The 26,318-nt window shown below is 74.1% G+C and carries 26 protein-coding genes and 1 pseudogene; 12 read left to right on the top strand and 15 right to left on the bottom strand.

What is annotated here, in order from left to right; translation table 11 throughout:
- Positions 1 to 39: 39 nt before the first annotated feature.
- Positions 40 to 771: an SDR family oxidoreductase gene (locus JKP76_RS12675; protein ID WP_200491129.1), complete on the top strand. Its 732-nt coding sequence runs from the start codon at positions 40 to 42 to the stop codon at positions 769 to 771.
- A gap of 15 nt (positions 772 to 786) precedes the next feature.
- Here the strand turns inward: JKP76_RS12675 and JKP76_RS12670 are convergent, their stop codons facing one another.
- The 3 genes from JKP76_RS12670 to JKP76_RS21050 all read right to left on the bottom strand — a co-directional run bounded on the left by JKP76_RS12670 (position 787) and on the right by JKP76_RS21050 (position 3,341).
- Positions 787 to 1,752, bottom strand: a complete 966-nt coding sequence (locus tag JKP76_RS12670) for an EamA family transporter (protein WP_200491128.1) — start codon at positions 1,750 to 1,752, stop codon at positions 787 to 789.
- A 54-nt stretch (positions 1,753 to 1,806) separates the two neighbouring features.
- Positions 1,807 to 2,511 (bottom strand): alpha/beta fold hydrolase, encoded by a 705-nt coding sequence (locus tag JKP76_RS12665; RefSeq protein WP_242471291.1) that lies wholly within the window; start codon positions 2,509 to 2,511, stop codon positions 1,807 to 1,809.
- A 548-nt stretch (positions 2,512 to 3,059) separates the two neighbouring features.
- Entirely contained in the window at positions 3,060 to 3,341 is a 282-nt protein-coding gene (locus JKP76_RS21050) for a hypothetical protein (RefSeq protein WP_242471290.1), read from the bottom strand.
- Positions 3,342 to 3,555: 214 nt separating this feature from the next.
- Between JKP76_RS21050 and JKP76_RS12655 the strand changes: the two genes are divergently transcribed.
- The 7 genes from JKP76_RS12655 (at position 3,556) to JKP76_RS12625 (ending at position 8,891) form a co-directional block, all read left to right on the top strand.
- Entirely contained in the window at positions 3,556 to 3,855 is a 300-nt protein-coding gene (locus JKP76_RS12655; protein WP_309232976.1) for a helix-turn-helix transcriptional regulator, read from the top strand.
- Between the two features lie 140 nt (positions 3,856 to 3,995).
- Complete coding sequence (locus JKP76_RS12650; protein ID WP_200491126.1) at positions 3,996 to 4,613, top strand: nuclease-related domain-containing protein; 618 nt, start codon at positions 3,996 to 3,998, stop codon at positions 4,611 to 4,613.
- Entirely contained in the window at positions 4,610 to 4,798 is a 189-nt protein-coding gene (locus JKP76_RS12645; RefSeq protein ID WP_200491125.1) for a hypothetical protein, read from the top strand. Before JKP76_RS12650 ends, JKP76_RS12645 begins: the two co-directional genes overlap by 4 nt.
- Positions 4,799 to 4,850: 52 nt before the next feature.
- Positions 4,851 to 5,456 (top strand): dihydrofolate reductase family protein, encoded by a 606-nt coding sequence (locus JKP76_RS12640; RefSeq protein WP_200491124.1) that lies wholly within the window; start codon positions 4,851 to 4,853, stop codon positions 5,454 to 5,456.
- Between the two features lie 65 nt (positions 5,457 to 5,521).
- A complete protein-coding gene (msrA, locus tag JKP76_RS12635; protein WP_200491123.1) occupies positions 5,522 to 6,037 on the top strand; it encodes a peptide-methionine (S)-S-oxide reductase MsrA in 516 nt (171 codons plus the stop codon).
- 89 nt (positions 6,038 to 6,126) lie between these two features.
- On the top strand, positions 6,127 to 7,863 hold the full coding sequence (locus JKP76_RS12630; RefSeq protein WP_309229762.1) for a DUF429 domain-containing protein: 1,737 nt from the start codon (positions 6,127 to 6,129) through the stop codon (positions 7,861 to 7,863).
- A gap of 56 nt (positions 7,864 to 7,919) precedes the next feature.
- Positions 7,920 to 8,891: an NADPH:quinone oxidoreductase family protein gene (locus JKP76_RS12625; protein WP_200491122.1), complete on the top strand. Its 972-nt coding sequence runs from the start codon at positions 7,920 to 7,922 to the stop codon at positions 8,889 to 8,891.
- Here JKP76_RS12625 and JKP76_RS12620 read toward each other — a convergent pair.
- The 6 genes from JKP76_RS12620 to JKP76_RS12595 all read right to left on the bottom strand — a co-directional run bounded on the left by JKP76_RS12620 (position 8,782) and on the right by JKP76_RS12595 (position 16,373).
- A complete protein-coding gene (locus JKP76_RS12620) occupies positions 8,782 to 9,948 on the bottom strand; it encodes a VWA domain-containing protein (protein WP_242471289.1) in 1,167 nt (388 codons plus the stop codon). The two genes, JKP76_RS12625 and JKP76_RS12620, sit on opposite strands and share 110 nt — an antisense overlap.
- Positions 9,945 to 10,964 carry a DUF58 domain-containing protein gene (locus JKP76_RS12615; protein WP_309229764.1) on the bottom strand — a complete coding sequence of 340 codons (1,020 nt, stop codon included), beginning with the start codon at positions 10,962 to 10,964 and terminating at the stop codon, positions 9,945 to 9,947. The genes JKP76_RS12620 and JKP76_RS12615 overlap by 4 nt, the downstream gene beginning before the upstream one ends.
- Positions 10,961 to 12,067, bottom strand: coding sequence for a MoxR family ATPase (locus JKP76_RS12610; protein WP_200491415.1), 1,107 nt, complete (start codon positions 12,065 to 12,067; stop codon positions 10,961 to 10,963). The genes JKP76_RS12615 and JKP76_RS12610 overlap by 4 nt, the downstream gene beginning before the upstream one ends.
- A 412-nt stretch (positions 12,068 to 12,479) precedes the next feature.
- Positions 12,480 to 13,430, bottom strand: a complete 951-nt coding sequence (locus JKP76_RS12605) for a C40 family peptidase (protein ID WP_200491121.1) — start codon at positions 13,428 to 13,430, stop codon at positions 12,480 to 12,482.
- A gap of 306 nt (positions 13,431 to 13,736) precedes the next feature.
- A complete protein-coding gene (locus tag JKP76_RS12600) occupies positions 13,737 to 15,515 on the bottom strand; it encodes an AMP-binding protein (RefSeq protein WP_242471288.1) in 1,779 nt (592 codons plus the stop codon).
- A 99-nt stretch (positions 15,516 to 15,614) separates the two neighbouring features.
- Complete coding sequence (locus tag JKP76_RS12595; RefSeq protein ID WP_200491120.1) at positions 15,615 to 16,373, bottom strand: Sir2 family NAD-dependent protein deacetylase; 759 nt, start codon at positions 16,371 to 16,373, stop codon at positions 15,615 to 15,617.
- A 133-nt stretch (positions 16,374 to 16,506) separates the two neighbouring features.
- Between JKP76_RS12595 and JKP76_RS12590 the strand changes: the two genes are divergently transcribed.
- The 4 genes from JKP76_RS12590 (at position 16,507) to JKP76_RS12575 (ending at position 21,781) form a co-directional block, all read left to right on the top strand.
- On the top strand, positions 16,507 to 19,359 hold the full coding sequence (locus JKP76_RS12590; protein ID WP_200491119.1) for an aconitate hydratase: 2,853 nt from the start codon (positions 16,507 to 16,509) through the stop codon (positions 19,357 to 19,359).
- Positions 19,360 to 19,384: 25 nt separating this feature from the next.
- Entirely contained in the window at positions 19,385 to 20,146 is a 762-nt protein-coding gene (locus JKP76_RS12585; RefSeq protein WP_200491118.1) for an SDR family oxidoreductase, read from the top strand.
- A gap of 64 nt (positions 20,147 to 20,210) precedes the next feature.
- Positions 20,211 to 20,960 (top strand): sirohydrochlorin chelatase, encoded by a 750-nt coding sequence (locus JKP76_RS12580; RefSeq protein ID WP_200491117.1) that lies wholly within the window; start codon positions 20,211 to 20,213, stop codon positions 20,958 to 20,960.
- Complete coding sequence (locus JKP76_RS12575) at positions 20,957 to 21,781, top strand: DUF881 domain-containing protein (RefSeq protein WP_200491116.1); 825 nt, start codon at positions 20,957 to 20,959, stop codon at positions 21,779 to 21,781. Before JKP76_RS12580 ends, JKP76_RS12575 begins: the two co-directional genes overlap by 4 nt.
- Positions 21,782 to 21,844: 63 nt before the next feature.
- Here the strand turns inward: JKP76_RS12575 and JKP76_RS12570 are convergent.
- From JKP76_RS12570 to JKP76_RS12550, 6 genes and pseudogenes are all read right to left on the bottom strand, one after another.
- Positions 21,845 to 22,612, bottom strand: a pseudogene (locus JKP76_RS12570) (sulfurtransferase); the annotation flags it as partial.
- 62 nt (positions 22,613 to 22,674) lie between these two features.
- Positions 22,675 to 23,139, bottom strand: a complete 465-nt coding sequence (locus JKP76_RS12565) for an SgcJ/EcaC family oxidoreductase (protein WP_200491115.1) — start codon at positions 23,137 to 23,139, stop codon at positions 22,675 to 22,677.
- The gene (locus JKP76_RS21045) at positions 23,136 to 23,981 is read right to left on the bottom strand and encodes an ATP-binding cassette domain-containing protein (RefSeq protein ID WP_309232934.1); all 846 of its coding nucleotides are present in this window, start codon (positions 23,979 to 23,981) and stop codon (positions 23,136 to 23,138) included. Before JKP76_RS21045 ends, JKP76_RS12565 begins: the two co-directional genes overlap by 4 nt.
- Positions 23,968 to 25,050, bottom strand: a complete 1,083-nt coding sequence (locus JKP76_RS21040) for an ABC transporter ATP-binding protein (RefSeq protein WP_242471287.1) — start codon at positions 25,048 to 25,050, stop codon at positions 23,968 to 23,970. Before JKP76_RS21040 ends, JKP76_RS21045 begins: the two co-directional genes overlap by 14 nt.
- 144 nt (positions 25,051 to 25,194) lie before the next feature.
- On the bottom strand, positions 25,195 to 25,974 hold the full coding sequence (locus JKP76_RS12555; RefSeq protein WP_200491114.1) for an enoyl-CoA hydratase/isomerase family protein: 780 nt from the start codon (positions 25,972 to 25,974) through the stop codon (positions 25,195 to 25,197).
- The gene (locus JKP76_RS12550) at positions 25,971 to 26,198 is read right to left on the bottom strand and encodes a helix-turn-helix domain-containing protein (protein WP_200491113.1); all 228 of its coding nucleotides are present in this window, start codon (positions 26,196 to 26,198) and stop codon (positions 25,971 to 25,973) included. Before JKP76_RS12550 ends, JKP76_RS12555 begins: the two co-directional genes overlap by 4 nt.
- Between the last annotated feature and the right edge of the window lie 120 nt (positions 26,199 to 26,318).

The raw sequence follows: 26,318 nt of genomic DNA, 5'->3' as shown, positions 1-26,318 counted from the left end.
GTTGGACCCGCGGTCCTCCCCGGGCGCAGGCTCGATGCCATGACGGAGACGAAGAGTGCGCTGGTCACCGGCGCCAACAAGGGGATCGGCTACGAGATCGCGGCAGGCCTGGGCGCGCTGGGCTACACGGTGGGCGTGGGCGCCCGGGGCGAGGCCCGGCGGGAGGAGGCGGTGACCCGGCTGCGCGACGCCGGCGTCGACGCCTTCGGCGTCCCGCTGGACGTCACCGACGACGGCAGCGTCGCCGCGGCCGCCGCGCTGGTCGAGGAGCGGGTCGGCGGCCTGGACGCGCTCGTGAACAACGCCGGGATCAGCGGCTCGCGGGAGCAGCTGCCGACGACGTCGGACCTCGACGTCATCCGCACGGTCGTGGAGACCAACGTTCTGGGCGTCATCCGGGTGACCAACGCGATGCTGCCGCTGCTGCGCCGCTCGCCGTCGCCGCGGATCGTGAACGTGTCCAGCGGGGTCGGGTCGCTGACCCGGCAGGTGGGCTCCGTCGGGAACGACTCCGCCGGGCCGGTGGCGGTCGCCTACTCCCCCTCGAAGACCTTCCTCAACGCGGTGATGCTGCAGTACGTCCGCGAGCTCGACGGCACGGGCATCCTCGTCAACGCCGCCTGCCCGGGCTACGTGGCCACCGACCTCAACGGCTTCCGCGGCGTGCGCACCCCGCAGCAGGGCGCGGCGACGCCGATCCGGCTGGCCACCCTGCCCGACGGCGGCCCCACCGGCGGCTTCTTCGAGGACGCCGGCGTCGTCCCCTGGTGAGCGGGGGCCGGGCGGTCAGGGGGTCTGCGCGCTGACCGGGTCGGGGACGACGGCGAGGGCCGGGTCGCCGGCCGGTCGCTCGCCGAGCCTCACCAGCACGATCCCGGCCAGGACGACGACGCCACCGACCAGCTGGACGGCGCCGGGCTGCTGCCCCAGCGCCAGCCACGCCGTCACGACCGCGAACAGCACCTCGCTCAGCCCGACGAACGAGCTCAGCCGGGAGCCGAGCAGGCGGACGGCGGCGATGCCGGTCGCATAGGCGAAGGCGGCCGTCACCAGCGCCAGGCCGAGGACGGGGACCAGCCAGCCGGTCGAGCGGCCGGCGAGCTCCACGTCGTCCGCCGTCGTCGACCAGGGCACGACGCGGATCAGCGCCGCCGCTCCGAGCAGCAGCGCGCCGACGGCCAGCCCGGCCCACGCGCTGACCAGCGGGGGCAGGGCGCCGTCGGACCGGGCGGAGAGCACGAAGTACGCGGCCAGGCCCAGCGCGGCCGCCAGGCCCCAGGCGATGCCGACGGGGTCGAGCCGGGCGCCGCTAGCGACGTCGAGCACGAGCACCAGCCCGGCGAGCGCCACGGCGACCCCGACGCCGGTGACCGCGCTGGGTCGCTGCCCGAGCCGGGCCCAGGTCCACGCCACCACCAGCAGGACGGCGGAGTACTCGAGCAGCAGCGCGACGCCCACCGAGAGGCGGGCGACCGCGGAGAAGAAGGCCAGCTGGGGCAGCGCGACGGCGAGCGCGCCGAAGGCCAGCACCGCGCGGGCGTTGGCGCGCAGCAGCGACCAGCGGCCGCGCAGCTGGAGGGCGGCCGGGACGGTCAGCGCCAGGGCGCCCAGGGCCATCCGGACGGCGGCGGTGGCCCCGGCGCTCCAGCCGGCCTCCAGCAGCGCCGCGGCGAAGACCCCGGACGTGCCGAAGGCCGCGGCGGAGAGCACCGCCAGCAGCAGTCCGAGCAGTCCGGTCCGTCGATCGAGCACGACCGGCGACCCTAGGAGGCCCGGACCGGCGGTGCGCCCACCGGGTGCCCCGGCTCAGCTGCGGATGAACTCCAGGAGGTCGGCGTTGATGGTCTCGGCCTGCGTCGTCGGCATGCCGTGCGGGAAACCCGCGTAGGTCTTCAGCGTTCCGTTCGGCAGCAGCTCGGCCGACAGCGGCGCGGAGTCGGCGTAGGGCACGACCTGGTCGTCGTCGCCGTGCATGACCAGCACGGAAACGGTGATCTTCTTAAGGTCGTCGGTGAAGTCGGTCTGGGAGAAGGCGACGACGCCGTCGTAGTGGACCTTCGCCCCGCCGGCCATCCCCTGCCGCCACCAGTTGGCGATGATCGCCTCGACCGGTTCCACGCCCGGCCGGTTGAAGCCGTAGAACGCGGTCGCCGCCAGCTCCCGGTAGAAGGCGGAGCGGTTGGTGGCCACCTGCTGCTGGATGCCGTCGAAGACGGCCTTGGGCAGGCCGCCGGGGTTGGCGTCGGTCTGCACCATGAGCGGCGGCACCGCGCTGATCAGCACGCCCTTCGCGACCCGGTCCTGGCCGTGCCGGGCGATGTAGTGCGCCACCTCCCCGCCACCGGTGGAGTGCCCGACGTGCACGGCGTCCCGCAGGTCCAGGTGCTCGGTGAGCGCGGCGAGGTCGTCGGCGTAGTGGTCCATGTCGTGGCCGTCGGCCACCTGCGCCGAGCGGCCGTGGCCGCGCCGGTCGTGGGCGATGACCCGGTAGCCCTGGGCGAGGAAGAACATCAGCTGCGCGTCCCAGTCGTCGGCGGACAGCGGCCAGCCATGGCTGAAGACGATCGGCCGACCGGAGCCCCAGTCCTTGTAGAGATCTCGGTTCCGTCGGGGCTCGTGATGACGGGCATGGTGGGCCTCCTGCTCCCGGATGCGTCGACGCCGGCCGCGGCCGCACCGGTCGCGGGGAACCCGACGCTAGGGGCGGGGCGCAGGGCAGCGATGTGCCCTGACCGCCAGGCTGTGGACCCTGCCTGCCGCCGCCGGCAGCGCTCCCGAAGGCCTTCCCAGCGGGTCGGCCGGAGGTCAGGCTCCACCCGGTCAGCAGTCGCCTGGTCGTCGCGCAGGGAGCGCCCGTGGTCACTGTGCTCGACACCGAGCGGCTGGATCCGGCCCATCGCCGCCCCGACGAGGTGGCCGAGCGGCTCCAGGCGGTCCTCGTCTCCCGCATCCGCTTTCCCGATCCCCGCCGGCCCGCCAGCGCCCGCCTCGACTCCTGGGACCTCGCCGGTGTCCCGGTGCTGCGGCTGGCGCTCGCCGGCGAGGTGGCGCTGGACCGGTCACGTCGCGACATCGGCGCGGACGCCGTGCCCACCGTCTCCTTCGCCGTCCAGGAACGGGGCGTCGCGCTGCACGAGCAGTTCGGGCGCCAGCGGGTGGTGCCCCGAGGCAGCCTCGCCGCGACCGAGGTCGCCTCCCCCTACGGGTACCGGTGGACCGGGCCCGGGGTCTGCCGGGCGGTCCAGGTGCCGGTCGGCCGGCTCGGCCTGCCCGTCGACGTCGTCCGCCGGGCGCTCCCCCGGATCCACCGCAGCTCGCTGCACGGGCTGGTGCGGGTCCACCTCCAGCAGGTGACCCGGGACGCCGAGCTGCTGTCCGCGGAACCGACGGTGCCGTCGATCGCGGCCGCGACCGTGGACCTGGTGCGCACGCTGCTCGCCTCCGCCGGCGCGGCCGGCCGGTCGGTCGACGAGGTCCTCCAGGAAACCCTGCTCACCCAGGTGCGCGCACTACGTCCACCAGCACCTCGGCGAGCCCGACCTCGACGTCGGGCGCATCGCCGCGGCGCACGCGGTGTCGGTCCGCCAGCTCTACCGGTTGTGCGCGGCGGCCGGCTTCAGCCTGGAGCAGTGGATCATCGACCAGCGGCTGGAGGGCGCACGCCGGGACCTCCTCGACGTCGCGCACCGGCACCGCCCGATCGCCGTCGTCGCCCGGCGCTGGGGGTTCACCGACCCCTCCTACTTCAGCCGACGGTTCCGGCAGGCCTTCGGCTCGCCACCGCGCGACTGGCGGCAGGCCGCCCCGCCGGCCTCCGGCACTCCGGCCTGGTGGTCCGGCGCGGGGGAACCCTGACATCCGCTCGACCGAGCCCCGCGCGCACCAGGTGGGCACATCGGCGATCCGGAGTTCGGGGGCGAGAACGGCAACCGGTTCTTCGCCCACCACGTCACCTGACGGCTCAGGTATTCCGCCCGTCCGGCCGATAGGAGGTCGTGAGCGACACCGGGAGGGACCGCCGCCGAGCGCTGGGTCGGTGGAGGGAGGCGCGTCCCCGGCGACGGGCGTCCTGGCTCGATCGGGACCTGCGCACCCGACGGCAGCACCTGCTCCGGGCCCGCTGGCGCGAGCTCGCGGTCACCCTGGGCGCCTTCGCCGTCTCGGGCGCGCTGGCCGCGTTCCTGCTGCGCGCCTGGTCCTTCTGGTCCGGGGTCGCGGTGGGCACCTACCTCGGGGCCGTCACGGTGCTCGTCATCGTCATGCTGGCGATCGCCGACGGCAGCCTGTTCCCCCGGCTCGGCCGCGCGCTGGAAGACGACGCCGGCACCGCGCTCCTGAGCACGCCGGGGGTGTTCGACGTCGTCAGCGGCGTCTCCTTCGAGCACGTCGACGTCGACCACGTCGTCCTCGCACCGGCCGGCTGCTTCGCGGTGGAGGTCAAAGCCAGCTTCAGCCGCCGCGGACACCTGGACCGCGTGCTGGCGCTGGACGACAAGCTGGCCCAGGCGCGCGCGACGGGGCGCGGCGGATCGAACGGCTGCTGGCCAGCCGCGGGGTCGCAGTCCCGGTGTCCCCCGTCCTCGTGCTCACCGGGTCGGGAGCCCCCGAGATGACGTCCCCCGAGCGCCGCGGGGACGTCCTCGTCCTCCCTCTCCGCGACAACGAGATGTGGCGCGCCCACCTCGCAGACCTGCCACCCGTGCTCGACGAGCCCACCGCGCACCGCGCCGCCGCAGAACTGGCCGCCTATCGAGCCCAGCGCACCGAGCACGAGCTCAGCAACCACCGCCGCCGATGAGTTCGCGGCTCCCGCCGGGTCGGAGCATCACCACCACGGAGGGACAGGACCCATGGCAGAGCTGCTCGTCGACTTCATCACCTCCCTCGACGGCTACGCGTCGGGCAGGGGCTGGCCCGGCTTCTGGGGGATGGAGGGCCCGGAGTACCTCGCCTGGCTCGGCGAGCAGCCGCCGGTCACCTACCTGATGGGCGCGAACACCTACCGCCTGATGTCGGGCTTCGCCGCGGGCGAGGTCCCGGACGGCCTGGAGGAGTTCCGGCCCGAGGAGGAGGCGTCGGTCGACGAGCTGACACAGGCGCCCAAGGTCGTGTTCTCGTCGTCCCTGCAGGAGCCGTTGTCCTGGGCGAACTGCACGCTGGTGCGCGGCGACGCCGTCGGAGCGGTCCGTGCCCTCAAGGAGGAGCGGACGGGCATCCTCAGCACGATCGGCAGCCTCACCCTGTGCCGCGCCCTGATGGCCGCCGGCCTGGTCGACCGCTTCCGCGTCGGCATGTTCCCGGTCATCACGGGGGCCACGGGCGAGGAGCGCATCTACGACGGCTACCCCGACGTCGCCCTGGAGATGACCGAGCACCGTACGTTCGACGGCGGCATCCAGCTGGTCGAGTACCGGCCCCGCATCCTCGACTCCCCACCGGTGGCCGGCCCCGCCTGACCTCACCGGAACACATCCCCGCTCACGGCGTTCACCAGGTGTGCTGGACAAGAAGGAGGCACACGTTGACCACTGAGACCGCGATCCTCGCCGGCGGCTGCTTCTGGGGAGCCCAGGAGCTGCTGCGCAAGCGCCCCGGCGTCCTCTCGAGCCGCGTCGGCTACTCCGGGGGCGACACCCCGAACGCCACCTACCGCAACCACGGTGACCACGCGGAGGCGGTGGAGATCGTCTTCGACCCCGACGTCATCTCGTACCGCGAGCTGCTGGAGTTCTTCTTCCAGATCCACGACCCGTCGACGAAGAACCGGCAGGGCAACGACATCGGCCGCAGCTACCGCTCGGCGATCTTCTACCTGAGCGACGAGCAGAAGCGCGTCGCCGAGGACACGATCGCCGACGTCGACGCCTCGGGCATCTGGCCGGGCAAGGTCGTCACCGAGGTGGAGCCGGCCGGCGCGTTCTGGGAGGCCGAGGAGGAGCACCAGGACTACCTGCAGAAGATCCCGTTCGGCTACACGTGCCACTACGTACGGCCGGACTGGGTGCTCCCGCGGCGCGAGGCGCAGACCGCCGGATGACCTGAGCGAGGGGTGGGCGTTCCCGCGGGAACGCCCACCCCTCGCTGCGTTCGCTGCCGGTCGTCGGTGCCGCAGGGCAAGCTGACCCCGTGCACCACATCGGGATCGACCTCGCCTGGGGGCTCAGGCAACCCAGCGGCCTCGCCGTGCTGGACGACGACGGCCGGCTCGTCCACGTCAGCGCGGTGCGCACAGACGACGAGATCGAGACGGCGCTGGCCCCGTTCACCGCCGGCCCGTGCATCGTGGCGATCGACGCCCCGCTGGTGGTCACCAACGCCACCGGGAACCGGGCCGCCGAGCGGGCGCTCAACGCCGACTTCGCGAGGTTCCAGGCCGGGGCGCACCCGACGAACACCGGCAAACCCGAGTTCACCGACGGTGACACCCGCGGCGGACGGATCGCCCGGCGCCTGAAGCTGGACCTCGACCCCCGCTCGGGCCGCGACCGCCGGGCCATCGAGGTCTACCCGCACGCGGCGACGGTGGCGCTGTTCCGGCTGGGCCGCACGCTCAAGTACAAGAACAAGCCGGGCCGGACGCTCGAGCAGATGCGCGCGGAGCTGCTCCTGCTCGTCGACCTCCTGGGCGCGGTGGTGGAGCTCGACCTCGGGGCGCCGTTCGCCGCGCTGCGCGAGCAGGTGCTCACCGCCGCCCGCAAGAGCGAGCTGCGGGTGGCCGAAGACCAGGTGGACGCCGTGGTCTGCGCCTACGTGGGCTGGATCGCCGTCCGGCGGCCGGACGAGGTGACCACCTACGGCGACGCGGCCGCCGGCGCCATCGTGACCCCGACCTTACCGCCGGACCTGGAGCCCGGCCCCCGGGTGACCGCGCCCCCGCCGGACCCGCTGCAGCAGGCCATCCAGGCATACGCCGACAGGCGGCCCGAGACCCTGGTCGCCGGGACGCAGGCGCTCGCGCTCGTCACCGAGCTGCTCGACGACGCCGGGATCAACTACCTGACGGTGACCGGGCGGACCAAGAGCGTGACCTCGTTCGCCGAGAAGGCGGCCCGCACGGTCGACGGCGTGCCCGCCTATCCCGACCCGCTGCGGGACATCACCGACCAGATCGGCGTGCGGGTGATCGCCTACGTGCAGAGCGACGTGGAGGCGGTCGCCGAGCTGCTGGCCGCGCAGGTGGTCGTGATCGACGACCGGGACATGGGGCGGCAGACCGCGCAGCAGGGCCGGTTCGGCTACGCCAGCCGGCACCTGCTGATCGCCGTGGACCCCGCCCGGGTGGCCGAGTGGCCGGAGCTGGACGGCCGGGTGGTGCAGGTGCAGGTGCGCACGGTGCTGCAGCACGCGTGGGCCGAGTTCGAGCACGACATCCGCTACAAGGGAACGGTGCCCGACGAGCACGCGTCCGAGTTCGACCGCCGGTTCACCCTGGCCGCCGGGTTGCTGGAGCTGGCCGACCAGGAGTTCACCGCGATCCGCGAGCGCCTCCGGGGGCCGGTTCCCGGTGACGACGCCGACGACGTCGACCCCGACGACCCACGGATCGCGCCCCGGGAACTGGCTGCCTTCCTCGCCGGGCAGTACGCCGACGCCGGCTGGTCGCGCCCGGACCACTACACCTGGATCTCCGGCCTGCTGCTCGAACTGGGCGTGACCAGCCTGGTGGAGCTGGGCGAGGTGCTGCGCGGCGCCGACGACAGCGGCATCACCGCCCGGATGGACTACCGGTATCCCCCGGGCGCGGTCCGCCGGCTGGACGACACCCTGCTGGCCCAGTTCGGGCAGCGGTACGTCGACCTGCACGGCAATGCCGACCGGCGGGCCGCGCTGGCGACCCGGTTGCAGAAGCTCGCCGGCGGCTGACCGGCGCGACCTGCCGGGTCGACGTCCGGGCGCGCGCAGGCCATAGCCTCACCTCCATGCGCGCAGTCCAGATCACCGAATTCGGTGGCCCCGAGGTCCTGAAGGTCGTCGACGTCCCCGAGCCGGAGGCCGGCCCGGGCCGGACGCTCCACGACGTCTCCGCCGCCGGCGTCAACTACGCCGACACCCACCAGATCGAGAACTCCTACCTCGCCGCCCAGCAGCTGCCGCTGATCCCGGGCGCCGAGTTCGTCGGCACGCCCGTCGGCGGCGGGCAGCGCGTCGTCGGGCTGCTCGACGGCGGTGGCTACGCCGAACGGGTGGCCGCCAACGACCGGCTGACCTGGGCGGTGCCGGACGGCGTCACCGACGAGCAGGCGCTCTCGCTGGTGCTCCAGGGCTCGACCGCCTGGCACCTGCTGCGCACCTGCGCACACCTGGCCGAGGGCGAGTCCGTCGTCGTCATCGCCGGTGCCGGCGGCGTCGGCTCGATCGCCGTCCAGCTGGCCCGCCGCTGGGGCGCCGGCCGCGTCATCGCCACCGCCTCCAGCGCCGAGAAGCGCGCGCTCACCGAGGAGCTCGGCGCGCACGCCACGGTCGACCCGGCGCTCGCCGACGACGACCCGAAGCAGTTCGCCGCGGCGCTGCGCGAGGCCAACGAGGGCAAGAAGGTCGACATCGTGCTGGAGATGACCGGCGGCAACGTCTTCTCCGGCTCGCTGTCGGCACTGGCCCCCTTCGGCCGGCTGGTCACCTACGGCATGGCCGCCCGCCAGGAGACGCCGTCGGTGCCCCCAGGGATGCTCATGGGCACGAGCCGTGCGGTCATCGGCTTCTGGCTGGCCCACTGCATGGCTCGGCCCGAGATGCTCGACGCCGCCATGACCGACTTGTTGGCCATGACCGCCGACGGCTCGCTCAAGCCGATCGCCGGCGGCCGGTACCCCCTGTCCAACGTGCGCGACGCGCACCAGGACCTGCTCGCCCGCCGCACCACCGGCAAGCTCGTCCTCGACCCCACCCGCTGACGGACTTTCGGTACCGAAAGTCCCACGCTCTTCGGGACTCTCGGTACCGAAAGTCCCCGGCTGATGGGGACTTTCGGTACCGAAAGTCCCCTGCCCCGGTCAGACGAGGCGGTTGGTCCAAGAGCAGGCTGAGGACGGCGCCGACGAGCAGCACCAGGACGCCGACCCGGACGAACCGCGGGCTGATGTCCTTCGGCTCGGTGGTGTACCCGATCTGGCTGCCCAGGTCGGCGTACACCTCCTCCAGCTCCTCGGCGCTGGCCGCCTCGCTGTAGCTGCCGCCGGTCTCGTCGGCGATCCGCTCCAGCGTCGCCCGGTCGACCGGCACGGGCACGGTGTCGCCGTCCAGGTCGAGGGTGCCGTAGTCGGTGCCGAACGCGATCGTCGAGACCGGGATCGAGACGTCCTTCGCCGCGTCGATCGCCAGCGTCTCGTCGCGGCCCACCGTCGGGTAGCCGTCCGAGAGCAGCACGACCCGCGCGGGCGGGGCCTCCTCGCCGGCGTCCTCCAGCGTCGACTGGAAGTTCTGGATCGCGGTCAGCGAGGTGAAGATCGCCTCGCCGATCGCCGTCGACTCGGCCAGGTCCAGGTTGTCGATCGCGCCGCGCACCTGCTCGCGGTCGGTCGTCGGCGGCACCAGCGTGGTCGCCGTCCCGGCGAAGGTGACCAGCCCGAGGTTGATCCGCTCGGGCAGGACGTCGACGAACTCCTTGGCCGCCTTCTGCATCGCCTCGAAGCGGTTGGGCTCGACGTCGCGGGCCTCCATCGACAGCGAGACGTCCACGGCCATGATCACCGTCGCCCGCTCGCGGGGGACCCGCACCTCGGTGCTCGGCATCGCCAGCGACACGACCAGCGTGGCCAGCCCCGCCGCGACCAGCGCGAACGCCACGTGCCGGCGCCAGCCGGGCCGCTTGGGCACCAGCGAGCCGAGCAGCGCCACGTTGGTGAACCGCGCCGCGTACGCCTTCCGGCGCAGCTGGAGGACGACGTAGAACGCCACCAGCGCGGCGACCGCGATCAGCCCCAGCAGCCAGAGGGGTGCCTGGAAGGTCATCGCGACGCTCCTCCGCTGCCGGCCCGCCGGCGCTCGCCGACGAAGCGGACGACGTCCATCAACCAGTCCCGGTCGGTGCGCAGCTGCAGGTGCCCCGCACCCGCCCGGCGCAGCGCCGCGGCGATGCGGGCCCGCTCCTCGGCGGCCCCGGCCGCGAACCGCGCCCGGAACTCGGCGTCCCCGGTCGGCACCTCCAGCGTCTGCCCGGTCTCCGGGTCGACGACGGTCAGCAGGCCCACGTCGGGCAGCTCCAGCTCGCGCGGGTCGAGCACCTCGATCGCCAGCAGCTCGTGCCGGGTGCCCAGCCCGCGCAGCGGCCGCTCCCAGTCGCTGTCGCCCAGGAAGTCGGAGATGACGACGACCAGCCCGCGCCGGCGCTCCGGCCGGCGCAAGGTCTCCAGGGCGGCGGCGAGGTCGCCGCGCCGCCCGCCCGCGGCCCGCGGGGTGGCGACGACGGAGCGCAGCAGCCGCTCGGCGGCCAGCCGGCCCGGCAGCGCCGGGTGCCGGACGACCTGCTCCCCCGTGGTCACCACCGCGCCCAGCCGGTTGCCGCCGTGCACGGTGAGGTGCCCGACGGCGGCCAGCCCGGCGATCGCCAGGTCGCGCTTGAGGCAGTTCGCGGTGCCGAAGTCGAGGCTGGCCGACAGGTCGACCACCGCCCACGTCTCCAGCTCGCGGTCGGCGATCGTCTCGCGCACGTGCGGCACCTGGGTGCGCGCGGTGACCGGCCAGTCCATCCGCCGGACGTCGTCGCCCGGGTGGTAGGTCCGCGAGTCACCGGCCTCGGAGCCGGAGCCGGGCACCAGGCCGAGGTGGTCGCCCTGCAGCAGGCCGTCCAGCCGCCGGCGGACGGTCAGCTCCAGGCGGCGCAGCAGCACGTCGGCCGGGCCGTCGGTGAACCGCGGCGGGGCACCCTTGTCCGCCCCCGGGCTCTCCCCCGCCGGGTGGAGCAGGAGGCCCGGGTGCGCCGCCCCCGCGGGGGACGGGTCGGCGCTGCGGCGGCGGCGCCGGATCACGCCGGGTGCGGCCCGTGCCCGTTGGAGCCCGGACCGCCGTACGCCGTCGCACCCTGGCCGGGCGCACCCTGCGGAGCCTGGAGCGGCGCGCCCTGCGGCGGCCCGTACTGGGGCACCTGCGGACCGGGACCGGCCGGACCGAAGCCGCCCGCGTTCTGCCGCGGTGCGACCTGCGGCAGCGGCACCGTCTGCACGATCCGCTTCACGATGTGGTCGGCCGGCACGCCGTCGGCGAGCGCGTCGTAGGAGAGCACCAGCCGGTGCCGCAGCACGTCGGCGGTGATGTCGAGGACGTCCTGCGGCAGCACGTAGTCCCGGCCGCGCACCAGCGCGAGCGCCCGGCTGGCCGCGATCAGCCCCAGCGAGGCGCGCGGGCTGGCGCCGTAGGAGACCCACGTCGCGACGTCGTCCATGCCGTGCTCGCGGGGCGTGCGGGTGGCCACCACCAGGCGGACGACGTAGTCGACCAGCGCGTGGTGGACGAACACCTGCGAGGCGGTCTTCTGGAGCCGGCGCAGCTCGTCGGGGCCCAGCACCGTCTCGGCGACGGGCGGCTCCGAGCCCATCCGGTAGATGATCTCCCGCTCCTCCTCGGAGCTCGGGTAGTCCACGAGCACCTTCATGAGAAAGCGGTCGCGCTGCGCCTCGGGCAGCGGGTAGACGCCCTCGGACTCGATCGAGTTCTGCGTGGCCAGCACGAGGAACGGGTCCGGCAGCGCGTGCGTCACGCCGCCGATGGAGACCTGCCGCTCGGCCATGACCTCCAGCAGCGCCGACTGCACCTTGGCGGGCGCGCGGTTGATCTCGTCGGTGAGCACGAAGTTGGCGAACACCGGGCCGAGCTCGGTGTCGAAGGCGTCCTGGCCGGACTTGTAGATGCGCGTGCCGATGATGTCGGCCGGCACCAGGTCCGGGGTGAACTGCAGGCGGGCGAACTTCCCGCCGACGACGGTCGCGAGCGTCTCCACCGCGAGGGTCTTCGCCACGCCCGGCACGCCCTCGAGCAGGACGTGCCCGCGGGCCAGGAGGGCGACGAGCATCCGCTCGATCAGCCGGTCCTGGCCGACGATCACCCGCTTGATCTCGAACAGCACCCGCTCCAGCCGAGCGGCGTCGGTCGCCGGGGGTACCGGTGCGCCCGCCTGCGCGGTCGCGTTCTCGGTCGGCGTGCTGGCAGCGCTCGTCACGGGGCTCCCTGGTCGTGCCGGGCCGCGACCCCCGGGCTGTGGGGCCGTCGACGGGGCGGCGCAGCCGTCCCCGGACGCCAGTGTCCTACACCTTGCTGAGCGGCACCTGCACGCCGCGACACGGGCCTCGACGACGCGCCGTGATCCACGATCAGGGCGCGCGCGACGACTGCCCGGTGCGCCCCTCGACTGCTAGCCTCGGACACGCGTCGGGCAGCTCCCCCCGTGGCTGCCCGACGCCTCACTCCTCACGCCGGCGCTCCCGCGGGAGCAGGCGTCCGGCCGGTCAGGCGCCGCGAGTGCCGGGCTGGGTCTCAGGCGCTGGGTCTCAGGCGCTGGGTCGCACCGCGCCGATGTACCCGCCCCACCGCATCGCGGTCTCCCGGACGGTCTTGCCGCTCTCCGGCGCCTCGATCATGCGGTCCCCGCCCAGGTAGATGGCGACGTGGTAGATCGTCGACGGGCGGCTCACGTCGTTGGCCCAGAAGACCAGGTCCCCGGGCTGCAGCGAGCCGCGGGCCACCTTCGGCGACTCGGCGTACTGGTCGCGGCTGTTGCGCGAGATCGAGATGCCGGCCTGGCCGTAGGCGTACTGGGTCAGCCCGCTGCAGTCGAAGCCGATGACGCCGAGGTCGGGGTCCTGACCGGGGCCGGGGCCGCGGCGGCCGCCGCCACCCCAGGCGTACGGCGTGCCGATGTAGCTCCGCGCCGCGGAGATCGCGGTGGACGCCGCCGAGGCAGAGCCCGGGCCGGCGGGGTTCTGCACCGCCGGCGGGGCGGACGGCTTCGGCGCGGCCGGCGCCGGCGCGGGGTTCGACGACGAGGACGACGGCGACGAGGACGAGGACGGCGAGGGCGCCTGCGCGGCGGCGCGCTGCACGGTGCGGGCGGCCGCGGCGGCCTGCTCCGCGGCGGCGCGGTCCGCGGCGGCGCGGGCGCCGACGAGCTGGGTGAGCGTGGCCTTGGCGGCGTCGAGCTCGGCCTGCACGGCGGCCTGCTGCGTGGCGACCTCGGCGCGCTGGGCGCGGGCGGACTGCTCCGCGGCGGTGGCGGCCTCGAGCTGCTGCTCGGCCGCCTGCTGCAGCTGATCGGCCTCGGTGACGGCGGTGCGGGCGACGGCCTCGGCGGCGGTGGCCTCCTGCTGCACCACGGTGACCCGACCCAGCACGTCGGTGCGGTGCGAGCCGGCCGCCTCGAGCAGGGCGGCGCGCTCGATGAGCTGGGACGGGTTGCCGGCCGTGAGCAGGGCGCTGGCACCGGGGTTGGTGCTGCCCTCCATGTAGCTGCGGCGGGCGAAGGCGACGACGTCGTCGCGGGCCAGGCCCAGCTCGGCGGTCTTCGCCTCGACCTCGGCGGCGGGCGGCCTCGGCGCGCTCGCGGGCGGCCTCGGCGGCGGCCTGCGTGGCCTGGAACTCGTCGAGGGCCAGCAGCGCCTCGGTGCGCGCGCTCTCCACGCCTGCCTGGGCGGCGGACAGCCGGTCGTTGAGCTCCCCGATGCGGGCGCCGACGCGGTCGGCCTCGCTCTGCGCGGCGGCGATCTCACCGTCCCCCGGGCGACGGGGTGCGGCGTCGGCGACGGCGGGGGTCAGCCCGAGGAGCACCGCGGCGGCGACCGCCGTTCCGCCCACGCGCAGCGCGCGGCGACCCCACGTCGCTCGCGCCGGGCTGTTCGGGTTCCGGCTGACCACGTCGTGACCTCCGACTGCTCGACGTCGGGCACCCGGAGAGGTGCCGCTCCGTGGGCCATCGGTCGGACGGACGGGGTCGTTGAGGGCGCCTCACCCCGAGGGGTGAGGCGCCACCAGCGGGTGCGGCGGGCGGTTCGGTTCAGTTGACCTGCCGCTCCGAGCCCTCCCAGAAACGACTCGCGCAGCTTGAACTTCTGGATCTTGCCCGTGGCGGTGCGGGCCAGCTCGTCGCGGAACTCGACCCGCTTCGGGATCTTGTAGCCGGCGATCTTCCCGCGGCAGTGGGCCACGATGTCGGCCTCGGTGACCTGCTCGCCCTCGGTGACGACGACGATCGCGGTGACCATCTCGCCCCACTTGTCGTCGGGGACGCCGATGACCGCGACCTCCGCGACCGCCGGGTGGCTGAACACGACGTCCTCCACCTCGATGGAGGAGACGTTCTCACCGCCGGTGATGATCACGTCCTTCTTGCGGTCGGAGATCGTCAGGTAGCCGCCGTCGTCGATCGTGCCGCCGTCGCCGGTGTGGAACCAGCCGCCCTCCAGGGCCTCGGCCGAGGCGTCCGGGTTCTCCCAGTAGCCCGCGAGCACGGTGTTGCCCTGCGCCAGGACCTCGCCGGACTCGCTGACCGACATCCGGGTGCCCAGCGCCGGGACACCGGCCCGGGAGAGCCGCTTGGCCCGCTCCTCGGGCTCCAGGTCGTCGTACTCGGCGCGCGGCCGGTTGATGGTGAGCAGCGGCGCGGTCTCGGTCAGGCCGTAGATCTGGTTGAACTCCCAGCCGAGCTCGGCCTCGACGCGGGCGATGGTCTTCGACGGCGGCGGCGCGCCGGCGACGACGATGCGCACCTTGTCCCGCCCCGGGATCTCGCCCTCCCACTCGGCGGCGGCGTCGAGCACGGCGTTCCACACCGCGGGGGCGCCGGCCATGATCGTCACGCCGTGCTCCTCGACGCGGCGGAGGATCTCCGCGCCGTCGACCTTGCGCAGGACGACCTGCTTCGCGCCCACACCGGCCATCGTGTACGGCAGGCCCCAGCCGTTGCAGTGGAACATCGGCAGCGTGTGCAGGTAGACGTCGCGGTCGCTGACCTGCATGTGCAGGCCGAAGGTGACCGCGTTGACCCACAGGTTGCGGTGCGTCATCTGCACGCCCTTGGGCCGCGCCGTCGTCCCCGACGTGTAGTTGATCGTCGCGGTGGCGTCCTCGTCCGGCGCCGACCAGGGCCGCGGCTCGACGTCGTAGCGGAGCAGCTGCTCGTACTCCTCCCCCGTGCCGAAGCGGTGCTCGGCCCGCACGCCCTTGAGCGAGGACTCCAGCTCCGGGTCGACGAGCAGCACCCGCGCGCCGCAGTGCCCGACGATGTACTCGACCTCCTCCGGGGAGAGCCGGAAGTTGATCGGCACCGCGACCCGGCCCGACATGGGGACGGCGAGCAGCACCTCGAGCAGCCGCGCGGCGTTGTGGCTGACGATCGCCACCCGCTCGCCCTCGGCGATGCCCAGCTCGTCGAGCCCGGCCTGCAGCGCCCGGGCGCGGCGGGCGACCTCGCGGTAGCTGAGCCCGCCCAGCGACGGCGCGGGCTGCGAGGGCTCGTCGACGATGCCGATGCGGTCGCCGTAGACGAGCTCGGCCCGCTCGAGGAAGTCGCGGGTGGTCAAGGGCACGCGCATGCCGGCTCCCTGGGGTGCGCGACCGGCGTCCCGCCGGCCGCTCGACGTGGTGCCCGTCACGCTAACCGTCGGCACCGACGCCGACGAGGGCTCCCCCGCTCAGGCCCGCGCGAGCAGCCGCGGCAGCGCCGTCCCGATCGGCTCGGGCACCAGTAGCGACGCCAGGTCGTCGAACGGCGTCGGCTCGGCGTTGACGATCACCACCCGCGCCCCGGCGCGCAGCGCCACCTCGACGAGCCCGGCTACCGGCCACACCTGGAGCGAGGTGCCGACGGCGAGGAAGACGTCGCAGTCGCGGGCCGCGGCGACCGCCGCGTCGACCGCCCCGCCGTCGAGCTCCTGCCCGAAGCTGATCGTCGCCGACTTGAGGATCCCGCCGCAGCTGCGGCAGGCCGGGTCGGGCTCCCCCGCCGCCACCCGCTCCAGCGCCTCGGACATCGTCGTCCGCGCCCGGCAGCCCAGGCACTCGACCTCGTGCACCGTCCCGTGGATCTCGACCACCCGCTCCGGCGACGAGCCGGCCGCCTGGTGCAGCCCGTCGACGTTCTGCGTGACGATCGTGCGCAGCCGGCCCTGGGCCTCGAGGTCGGCGAGCGCGGCGTGACCGGCGTTCGGCCGGGCCTGCAGCGCGGCCATGTCCCGGCGCGCGAGCCAGGCCCGGCGCCGGATCCCGGGGTCGGCGACGTAGTAGGAGAGCGTCACCATCTTCTCGGCGTCCGGGTCCCGGGTCCACACGCCCTGCGGCCCCCGGTAGTCGGGGATGCCGCTGTCGGTGGAGATGCCGGCGCCCGTCAGCGCGGTGATCCGCGCGGCGCCGGTCAGCCAGTCGGGCAGGGGCTCGGGGACTGTGCCGGTCACGCCGTCCACGGTAAGGGTCGCCTCACCCGGTGGCTGCTTGCGGGAACTGGGATGATCGCGGGTGGACACGAGCGCGTGAGCCAGCCGCGAGGAACCAGCACGCGACGAACCAGCGAGGGGTAGGCGCAGAAGAGTGGCAGCCAGCAAGGACAGCTTCGGAGCCCGGTCGACGCTCAGCGTCGACGGAACCGACTACGACATCTACCGACTCGACGCGGTGGAGGGCTCCGAGAAGCTGCCCTTCAGCCTGAAGGTCCTCCTCGAGAACCTGCTGCGTACCGAGGACGGCGCGGACATCACCGCCGACCACATCCGGGCGATCGCGAACTGGGACCCGTCGGCCGAGCCCGACCAGGAGATCCAGTTCACCCCGGCCCGCGTGGTCATGCAGGACTTCACCGGCGTCCCCTGCATCGTCGACCTCGCCACCATGCGCGAGGCCATGGCCGAGCTGGGCGGCGACCCGCAGAAGATCAACCCGCTCGCCCCCGCCGAGCTGGTCATCGACCACTCGGTGATCGCCGACATCTTCGGCACCGAGGACTCGTTCCAGCGCAACGTCGAGATCGAGTACGAGCGCAACGGCGAGCGCTACCAGTTCCTCCGCTGGGGCCAGGGCGCCTTCAGCGACTTCAAGGTCGTCCCCCCGGGCACCGGCATCGTCCACCAGGTCAACATCGAGCACCTGGCCCGCGTGATCTTCCCGCGGCAGGAGGGTGACCGCGTGGTCGCCTACCCCGACACCTGCGTGGGCACCGACTCGCACACCACGATGGTCAACGGCCTCGGCGTCCTGGGCTGGGGCGTCGGCGGCATCGAGGCCGAGGCCGCGATGCTCGGCCAGCCGGTCTCGATGCTCATCCCGCGCGTCGTGGGCTTCAAGCTGTTCGGCCAGCTGCCGGACGGCGCCACCGCGACCGACCTGGTCCTCACCATCACCGAGATGCTGCGCCAGCACGGCGTCGTCGGGAAGTTCGTCGAGTTCTACGGCGAGGGCGTCTCCGCGGTGCCGCTGGCCAACCGCGCCACGATCGGCAACATGAGCCCGGAGTTCGGCTCCACCGCGGCGATGTTCCCCATCGACGAGGAGACCATCACCTACCTGAAGCTCACCGGCCGCGACGCCGCCCAGGTGGCGCTGGTCGAGGCCTACGCCAAGGAGCAGGGCCTCTGGCACGACCCGTCGCGCGAGCCCTCCTTCTCCGAGTACCTCGAGCTCGACCTCGGCACCGTCGTCCCCTCGATCGCCGGCCCGAAGCGCCCGCAGGACCGCGTCGAGATCGCCGAGGCCAAGGAGGCCTTCCGCGAGGCGCTCGCCGACTACGTGCAGGCCGACGAGACCGGTGGCGAGGACCGCAAGCCCGGCGTCCCGGCGCAGGAGAAGCCCTTCGGCGTCACGTCGTCGGTGGACGACGCCGTCGCCAACACCTTCCCGGCGTCCGACCCGATCGCGGAGACCCACGGCAACGGTGAGGCCGGCAAGCCGCACACCGCCGTCAACGGCTCGAACTCCAGCCGCCCGTCCAAGCCGACCCGCGTGGTCATGGAGGACGGCACGGAGACCGAGGTCGACCACGGCCACGTCGTCATCGCCGCCATCACCTCCTGCACCAACACCTCCAACCCGCAGGTGATGATCGGCGCGGCGCTGCTGGCGAAGAACGCCGTCGAGAAGGGCCTGGCCACCAAGCCCTGGGTCAAGACGACGCTGGCCCCCGGGTCCAAGGTCGTCATGGACTACTACGAGAAGGCGGAGCTCACCCCGTACCTGGAGAAGCTGGGCTTCTACCTGGTCGGCTACGGCTGCACGACCTGCATCGGCAACTCCGGCCCGCTCCCCGAGCCGGTCTCCGCGGCGGTCAACGAGGCCGACCTCGCCGTCGTCTCGGTGCTCTCGGGCAACCGCAACTTCGAGGGCCGGATCAACCCCGACGTCAAGATGAACTACCTGGCCTCCCCGCCACTGGTCATCGCCTACGCGCTCGCCGGCTCCATGGACGTCGACCTGAACAACGACCCCCTGGGCCAGGACGCCGACGGCAACGACGTCTTCCTGCGCGACATCTGGCCCTCCCCGCAGGAGGTCCAGCGGGTCATCGACCACGCCGTCTCCGCGGAGCAGTTCGGCCGCTCCTACGAGGACGTGTTCGCCGGCACCGAGCAGTGGCAGAACCTGCCCACCCCGACCGGCGACACCTTCGAGTGGGACGCGGAGAGCACCTACGTCCGCCGTCCTCCGTACTTCGAGGGCATGCCGGCCGAGCCGGCGCCGGTCGAGGACATCTCCGGCGCCCGCACCCTCGCGGTGCTCGGCGACTCGGTGACCACCGACCACATCTCGCCGGCCGGCTCGATCAAGGCCGACAGCCCCGCGGGCAAGTACCTCCGCGAGCACGGCGTGGACCGCCGCGACTTCAACTCCTACGGCTCGCGCCGCGGGAACCACGAGGTCATGATCCGCGGCACCTTCGCCAACATCCGGCTGCGCAACCAGCTGGTGCCCGGCACCGAGGGTGGCGTCACCAAGAACCACCTGACCGGCGAGACGACGACGATCTACGACGCCTCCCGCGCCTACATCGACGCCGGCATCCCGCTGGTCGTGCTGGCCGGCAAGGAGTACGGCTCGGGCTCGTCGCGCGACTGGGCGGCCAAGGGCACCGCGCTGCTGGGCGTCAAGGCCGTCATCGCCGAGAGCTACGAGCGCATCCACCGCTCCAACCTCATCGGTATGGGCGTGCTGCCGCTGCAGTACCCGGAGGGCCAGACCCGCGAGTCGCTCGGCCTGACCGGCGACGAGGAGTTCACCATCACCGGCATCACCGCGCTGAACGACGGCTCGGTGCCCCGCACGGTGAAGGTGAAGGCCGGCGACGTGGACTTTGACGCCCGCGTCCGCATCGACACCCCCGGCGAGGCGAACTACTACCGCAACGGCGGGATCATGCAGTACGTGCTGCGCTCGCTGCGCGGTACGGCCGCCTGACCGACGCTGCACCGAGGAGCACCTGATGGACCTGGGCCTGGGCGGTCGTGGCTTCCTGCTCACCGGCGCGAGCCGGGGATTGGGGTTCGCGACCGCCCGGGCCCTCGTCGACGACGGGGCCCGCGTGCTGATCAGCTCGCGGTCCGCGGAGTCCGTGGACGCCGCCGTCGCCTCGCTGGGCGGCGCGCCGGCGGCGTCCGGGGTGTCCGCCGACCTGGCGGACCCCGACGCCGCCGAGCGGCTGGTCGCCGAGGCCCGCGAGCAGCTGGGGCAGGTCGACGGCGTGCTCATCTCGGTCGGCGGCCCCGCCCCCGGCACGGTGCTCTCGACCCCCGAGGACGCCTGGCGGGCCGGGGTCGAGTCGGTGCTGCTCGGTCCGCTCCGGCTGGTCCGGGCGCTGGTCCCGCACCTGGGCGAGGGCGCGGCGATCGGTTTCGTGCTGTCCATCTCGGTGCGCCAGCCGATCGGCCACCTGGCCATCTCCAACGGCCTGCGCCCCGGCCTGGCCATGACCGCGAAGGCACTCGCCGACGAGCTCGGCCCGCAGGGCATCCGGGTCCTCGGGTTGCTGCCGGGCACCGTCGCCACCGACCGGATCGCCGAGATCGAGGCGGCCTCCGGCGACCCCGTGAAGGCCCGCGCCCGGACCGAGGCCGGCATCCCGCTGCGCCGGGTCGGCCGGCCCGAGGAGTTCGGCCGGGTCGCCGCCTTCGCACTCTCCCCCGCTGCCTCCTACCTGACCGGGGTCATGATCCCGGTCGACGGCGGCATGACCCGGGCGCTGTGAGCGCCACGCCCGCACCCTCCGCGCTGTGTGCACGAACCGTCGTCACCCGGCGCCGGAGACCACGATGAGTGCACAACCCGTGCTGGTCGCCTGCGCGCACGGGACGCGCAACCCCACCGGCCGGCGGCTGATCGCCGAACTCGCGCTCGCCGCGAAGCAGCTCCGCCCCGGCCTGGTGACGACGGCGGCCTTCGTCGACGTCCAGCCTCCCACCGTGGTGGACGTGGTCGCCGGGCTCGCCGCGGGAGGCCGACCCGCCGTCGTCGTCCCGCTGCTGCTGTCGGGCGGCTACCACGTGCACGTCGACATCGCGGACGCCGTCGCGGGCGCCGAGGGCACGGTGGCCGCGCGGCCGCTGGGCCCCGATCCGCGGCTGGCCGCGGTGCTGCTGGACCGGCTGGTGGAGGCCGGTGCCGACGCCGCCGACCCGCGGACCGCCGTCGTGGTCGCCGCCGCGGGCTCCAGCGACGCCCGCTCGGTCGCCGACGTCGAGCGCACCGCCGCGCTGCTGCAGCAGTCGTGGGCCGGTCCGGTCACCACCGGGTTCGGCTCGGCCGCGCAGCCCCCGGTGCCCGACGCCGTCGACGCCGCCCGTCGCGCCGGCGCCGACCGGGTCGTGCTGGCCGCCTACCTGCTGGCGCCGGGGCACTTCCACGACAAGCTGGCCGGCGCGGGCGCGGACCTGGTCACCGCTCCCCTGCTGCCCGACGCCCGGATCGCGGCCGTGCTGCTCGACCGCTACGACGCCGCCGTCGGCGCATCCCCGGAGGCGGCCGCCCCCGCGGACGGGCTACCTGCTGCGGGGCCACGATGAACGACCCCACCGACAACCGCCCGGCGGACGACGGCGGGCGGCCGGCAACGCCCCTCGAGGACGCGTCGGCCCCCGACGCTCCCGCCGAGGACCCGGCCGCGGAGGATGCGCCCGCCCAGGACGCCCCCGCCGACGAAGCTCCGGCCGAGACGACGCCGTCGGGCGGCCGCAGCTGGAACCGGGTGACCGCCGGCATCGTCACCGCCGTGCTCGCGGTGGCGCTCGGGTTCGGGCTGGTCGTGCAGATCCGCAGCACCGGCGAGGAGGCGATCACCGGCACCACCGAGGACGACCTGGTGCGCATCCTCGACGAGCTGGACACCCGCGAGGAGCAGCTCCGCCAGCAGCTCGCCGAGCGCGAGCAGGCGGTCGAGGAGCTCAGCGGCAGCCGCACTCAGTCCGGCTCCGCCCTGGCGGAGGCGCAGCGGCGCGCGGAGGCGCTCGGCATCATGGCCGGCACCCTGCCGGCGCGCGGCCCCGGGCTGCGGCTGCTGATCAAGGACCCGGAGGGGGCGGTCACCCCGGCGGTCCTGCTCGACGCCATCCAGGAGCTCCGCGGCGCGGGCGCCGAGGCGATCGAGGTCGACGGCGTCCGGGTGGTGGTGTCCAGCTACGTCGGCGGCACCCCCGGCAAGCTCACCGTGGACGGCCGGCCGCTCAGTTCGCCCTACGAGGTCCTGGCGATCGGCCCGCCCACCGATCTGGAGGTGGCGCTCAACGTCTCCGGCGGCGTGGTGGCCGACGTCGCCCGCACCGGCGGCACCGCCTCGGTCACGCAGGTCGAGGAGATCTCCATCGACAGCCTCGTCGACGGCGGCTGACCGCCCGACCGCCCGCGGATCAGCCGCCCGTGGCCACCGGCGCGCCGGGTCGGCCGACCACTGCGACCACGAGCCCGGCCACAACGCCGCCTCGACCCCGGCGACCGCCAGCGCGGCCACCTCGTGCGCGGCGGTCACCCCGGACCCGCAGTAGACCCCGACCTCCGCACCCGGCCGGACGCCGAGCGCGGCGAATCGGTCGGCCAGCTCCGCGGCGGGGAGGAAGGTGCCGTCCGCGGCCAGGTTCGCCGTCGTCGGGGCGCTCGTCGCACCGGGGACGTGACCCGCCCGCGGGTCGACCGGCTCCACCTCGCCGCGGAAGCGCTCCGCGGCGCGGGCGTCGAGCAGCACCCCGCCGCGGCCGGGCAGCGCCGCAGCGTCGTCCGCCTCCAGCACCGCCAACCCGCCGCCCCGCAGGACGACGTCCCCGGGCGGTGGGACGACGTCGCCGGTCGCCAGTTCCCCGCCGGCGCGGGTCCACGCGCCGAGCCCGCCGTCCAGCAGCCGGACGTCGGTCAGCCCGCCCCAGCGCAGCAGCCACCACGCGCGCGCGGCGGCCAGACCACCGGAGTCGTCGTAGGCCACGACCGGCCGGTCGAACGTGACGCCCCAGCGCCGCGCGGCTGCTTGCAGTCGCTGTACCGACGGAACAGGGTGCCGGCCGCGGGCCGGTTCCGGCGGGTCGGCGAGCTCGGTCTCGAGGTCGACGAACACTGCCCCCGGCAGGTGACCGGCGAGGTACTTCTCCCGCCCTCGGTCGTCGCCGAGCGCCCAGCGGACGTCGAGCAGCACCGGCCGCTCCCCCTCGGCCTGCAGCTGCTCCGCCGACACCAGTACCGCTGCCTGTCCGCGGAGAGGCAGACCGCTGTTCCCGGGAGGAGCAGGGGGGAGGGTCACTGGGCCGCCAGCAGGCCGCGCAGCTCCTCGGTCAGGGCGTCGCGGGCCTCGGGGTGCTGGTGCCAGGCGGCCGGCGTCGCCTGCAGCAGCTGGATGCGCCAGCGGCCGTCGCCGTCGTCGACCGCCAGGAGCGTGTGCACGGTGTGGAACCGGTCCTCCACGTCGCTGGCACCCGGCGGGATCATCCCGGCGTGCGCGATGAGCAGCGCCGTCCCCGGGGCGACCGCGCGCACCGAGCGGATGACCGCGACGTAGGCGGCGGTCTGGTGGCTGCCGAAGACCTGGCGCAGGTGGGCGGCGATCGCCAGCCGGCCGTGGTGGTGCGTCCCGTCGTAGCCGACGATGTCGCCGTCGTCCGCGAAGCAGGCCGCCACGGCCGCACCGCTGCGCCGGTTCCACCCGTCGAGGTAGGCGGCGTAGAGGGATCGGAGCTGGGCGTCGTGCGGATGCGCGGATGTCACGGAAGTGACGGTAGTGGTCCGGTCGCGGCGACCGCTCGACCCTCGCCGTCGGCGAACTGCGTGCGGTGCAGGTCGGCGTACCGACCCCCGAGCGCCAGCAACTCAGCGTGCGTACCCGACTCCACGATGCGACCGCCGTCCACCACGAGGATCTGGTCGGCGTCGCGCACAGTGGAGAGCCGGTGCGCGATCACCAGCGACGTCCGGCCGGTCAACGCGGCGTCCAGCGCCCGCTGCACGGCCGCCTCGGACTCGCTGTCCAGGTGCGCGGTCGCCTCGTCGAGGATCACGATGCCCGGCGCCTTGAGCAGCACCCGCGCGATCGCCAGCCGCTGCTTCTCCCCGCCGGAGAGCCGGTGGCCGCGGTCGCCGACGACGGTGTCCAGCCCGTCGGGCAGCCCGCGGACGAGGTCGGCGATGTGCGCCCCCTCCAGCGCCGCCCACAGCTGCTCCTCGGTCGCCTCGGGCCGCGCGTAGAGCAGGTTGCCGCGCATCGTGTCGTGGAACAGGTGCGCGTCCTGGCTCACCACCCCGATGGCGTCCCGCAGCGAGGCCAGCGTCGCCCGGCGGACGTCGACGCCGCCGACCCGCACCGCTCCCCCGGTGACGTCGTACAGCCGGGAGACCAGCGCGGCGACGGTCGACTTCCCGGCACCCGAGTGGCCCACCAGGGCGACCAGTTCTCCCGGCTCCACCCGGAAGGAGACGTCGTGCAGCACGTCGACCGGGCCGCCGTGCTCGGGCAGCGACACCTCTTCCAGTGACGGCAACGAGACGTCCTCGGCCGCGGGGTAGCTGAAGGAGACGGCGTCGAACTCGATCGACCGGTCATCGGCGGGCACCGGGACGGCGTCCTCCGCCTCGCGGATCCATCGGCGGCAGGTCGAGCACCTCGAACACCCGGTCGAAGCTGACCATGGCGCTCATGACGTCGACCCGGACGTTCGCCAGCGCGGTCAGCGGCCCGTACAGCCGGGACAGCAGCAGCGCCAGGGCGACGACGTCACCGGGGCTCAACGACCCGGTGAACGCCAGCCAGCCGCCCAGCCCGTAGACCAGGGCGGTGGCCAGCGCGGCGACGAGCGTGAGCGCGGTGAAGAAGAATCGGCCGTACATGGCCGAGAGGACGCCGATGTCGCGGACGCGGGCGGCGCGGCCGCTGAAGGAGCGCTCCTCCGCGTCGGGCCGGCCGAACAGCTTCACCAGCAGCGCGCCGGCGACGTTGAACCGCTCGGTCATCGTCGCGTTCATCGACGCGTTGAGCTCGTAGGACTCCCGGGTGATCTCCTGCAGCCGGCCGCCGATGCGCCGCGCCGGCAGCACGAACAGCGGCACGAGCACGAGCGAGAGCAGGGTGATCTGCCACGACAGCGTGAGCATGACCCCGGCGGTCAGCACCAGGCCGATGACGTTGGAGACGACGCCGGACAGCGTGGAGGTGAACGCCTGCTGGGCGCCGACGACGTCGTTGTTCAGCCGGCTGACCAGCGCACCGGTCTGCGTGCGGGTGAAGAACGCGACCGGCATGCGCTGGACGTGCGCGAACACCTGGCTGCGCAGGTCGTAGATGACACCCTCGCCGATCCGCGCGGAGTACCAGCGGGTACCCAGCGAGATCGCGGCGTCGACGACCGCCAGGCCGGCGATGAACAGCGCGATGCGCACGATGTCGCCCGAGGTGCCCTCCAGCGAGGCGATCCGGTTGACGATGTTCCCGGCCAGCAGCGGGGTGACGACCCCGATCAGCGAGGATCCGACGACCAGCCCCAGGAAGAACCCCAGGTCACGGCGGTAGGGCCGGGCGACGCCCAGGATCCGCCGCACGGTGCCCGGAGGCAGCCGGCGGCCGGTGACCGAGGGATCCCGGCGGAACGACCGCATCGCGGCCATCGAGGTCATGGTGGGGTGCATGGTTCCGACCTCACGTGGTGCTGCGCCTCCTCCTGCCGCGCCGTTCCCGGCGTCGGCCTCCCGCGCAACGTGCGCGGGCACGGCGCTGTTCCGGCGGACCCGGACGGGCCCGCAGGAGCACAGCCTCGCAGCGACCTCCGACGGTCAGCGCCCGCCGGCGAGCTCCCGCAGCCGGCGCACCTGCGCGGCCCGCTCGGCGGCGTCCTGCGTGGCGGGGTCGTTGCGCACCGCGGAGCGCACCAGGGCGGCGGTCTCCCGGCTGGCACCGGCCGGCGGGCCCAGCAGCGCGTGCGTCAGCTGCGCGACGGCCGCGTCGAGCTGCGCGACCGGGACGACGACGTTGGCCAGCCCCATCGCGTGCGCCTCGGCGGCACCGACCGGGCGGCCGGTCAGGCAGATCTCCATCGCCCGCGAGTACCCGACCAGCTCGACCAGCGTGCTGGTGCCGGTCAGGTCGGGCACCAGGCCGAGCGTCGGCTCGGGCAGCCGCAGCTGCGCGTCCTCGGCGAGCACCCGCAGGTCGCAGGCGAGCGCCAGCTGGCAGCCCGCCCCGATGGCATGCCCCTGCACCGCGGCGATCGAGACGATGCCCGGCGTCCGCAGCCAGCGGAACCCGCGCTGGTACTCGCGGATCTGCTCCTCGGCGTCCGCGGACGGGCGCCGCCCGAGGTCGCCGAGGCCGCCGGTGGTGCCCGGCGAGGCGTCGAACATGCTGCGGTCGAGGCCGGCCGAGAAGGCGCGGCCCTCGCCCCGCAGCACGACCACGCGGACCTCGTCGTCCAGCGAGTCGCCGATCGCGGCCAGCGCGGCCCAGGTGGCCGGCGTCTGCGCGTTGAGCTGCTCGGGCCGGTCGAGGGTGACGGTGAGGACGGCGCCGTCCCGCGCGGTGCGGACGAAGCCGTCGGGTGGGGTCGGCGCGCTCACGCCTTCTTGCTGTTCCGGTTGGCGCCGCCGCGGCTGCGGAGGGTGGCGCCGGACTCGGAGAGCAGCCGGTGGACGAACCCGTACGAGCGCTTCGTCGACTCCGCCAGCGAGCGGATGCTCTCGCCGTCGTCGTACCGCTTGCGCAGCTCGTCGGCGAGCGTGCTCCGGTCACCGCCGGTGATCCGCTTGCCCTTGCCCAGGTCCGCAGTGCTCGTGTCGGCCATGGCTCCCCTCCGTGTCAGCTGTTCCATTCATGATCAGCCACCGGCACGCTGTCCGCGACGTGAAGGCAATGACATCGCGGTCCTCCGGACCGCACCGCGTCCACGAGCCGTACCCCGGCT

Source organism: Blastococcus sp. TML/C7B, from assembly GCF_016612845.1.
Lineage (GTDB): Bacteria > Actinomycetota > Actinomycetes > Mycobacteriales > Geodermatophilaceae > Blastococcus.
This window is presented reverse-complemented; position numbering and strand designations above follow the sequence as displayed.

Coding starts and splice junctions, on each gene's coding strand:
- JKP76_RS12675 (WP_200491129.1), top strand. CDS start 40: ATGACGGAGACGAAGAGTGCGCTGGTCACCGGCGCCAACAAGGGGATC.
- JKP76_RS12665 (WP_242471291.1), bottom strand. CDS start 2,511: ATGTTCTTCCTCGCCCAGGGCTACCGGGTCATCGCCCACGACCGGCGC.
- JKP76_RS12645 (WP_200491125.1), top strand. CDS start 4,610: ATGACGTCCCCCGAGCGCCGCGGGGACGTCCTCGTCCTCCCTCTCCGC.
- JKP76_RS12640 (WP_200491124.1), top strand. CDS start 4,851: ATGGCAGAGCTGCTCGTCGACTTCATCACCTCCCTCGACGGCTACGCG.
- JKP76_RS12625 (WP_200491122.1), top strand. CDS start 7,920: ATGCGCGCAGTCCAGATCACCGAATTCGGTGGCCCCGAGGTCCTGAAG.
- JKP76_RS12620 (WP_242471289.1), bottom strand. CDS start 9,948: ATGACCTTCCAGGCACCCCTCTGGCTGCTGGGGCTGATCGCGGTCGCC.
- JKP76_RS12605 (WP_200491121.1), bottom strand. CDS start 13,430: ATGGAGGGCAGCACCAACCCCGGTGCCAGCGCCCTGCTCACGGCCGGC.
- JKP76_RS12600 (WP_242471288.1), bottom strand. CDS start 15,515: ATGCGCGTGCCCTTGACCACCCGCGACTTCCTCGAGCGGGCCGAGCTC.
- JKP76_RS12585 (WP_200491118.1), top strand. CDS start 19,385: ATGGACCTGGGCCTGGGCGGTCGTGGCTTCCTGCTCACCGGCGCGAGC.
- JKP76_RS12580 (WP_200491117.1), top strand. CDS start 20,211: ATGAGTGCACAACCCGTGCTGGTCGCCTGCGCGCACGGGACGCGCAAC.
- JKP76_RS12575 (WP_200491116.1), top strand. CDS start 20,957: ATGAACGACCCCACCGACAACCGCCCGGCGGACGACGGCGGGCGGCCG.
- JKP76_RS21040 (WP_242471287.1), bottom strand. CDS start 25,050: ATGCACCCCACCATGACCTCGATGGCCGCGATGCGGTCGTTCCGCCGG.
- JKP76_RS12550 (WP_200491113.1), bottom strand. CDS start 26,198: ATGGCCGACACGAGCACTGCGGACCTGGGCAAGGGCAAGCGGATCACC.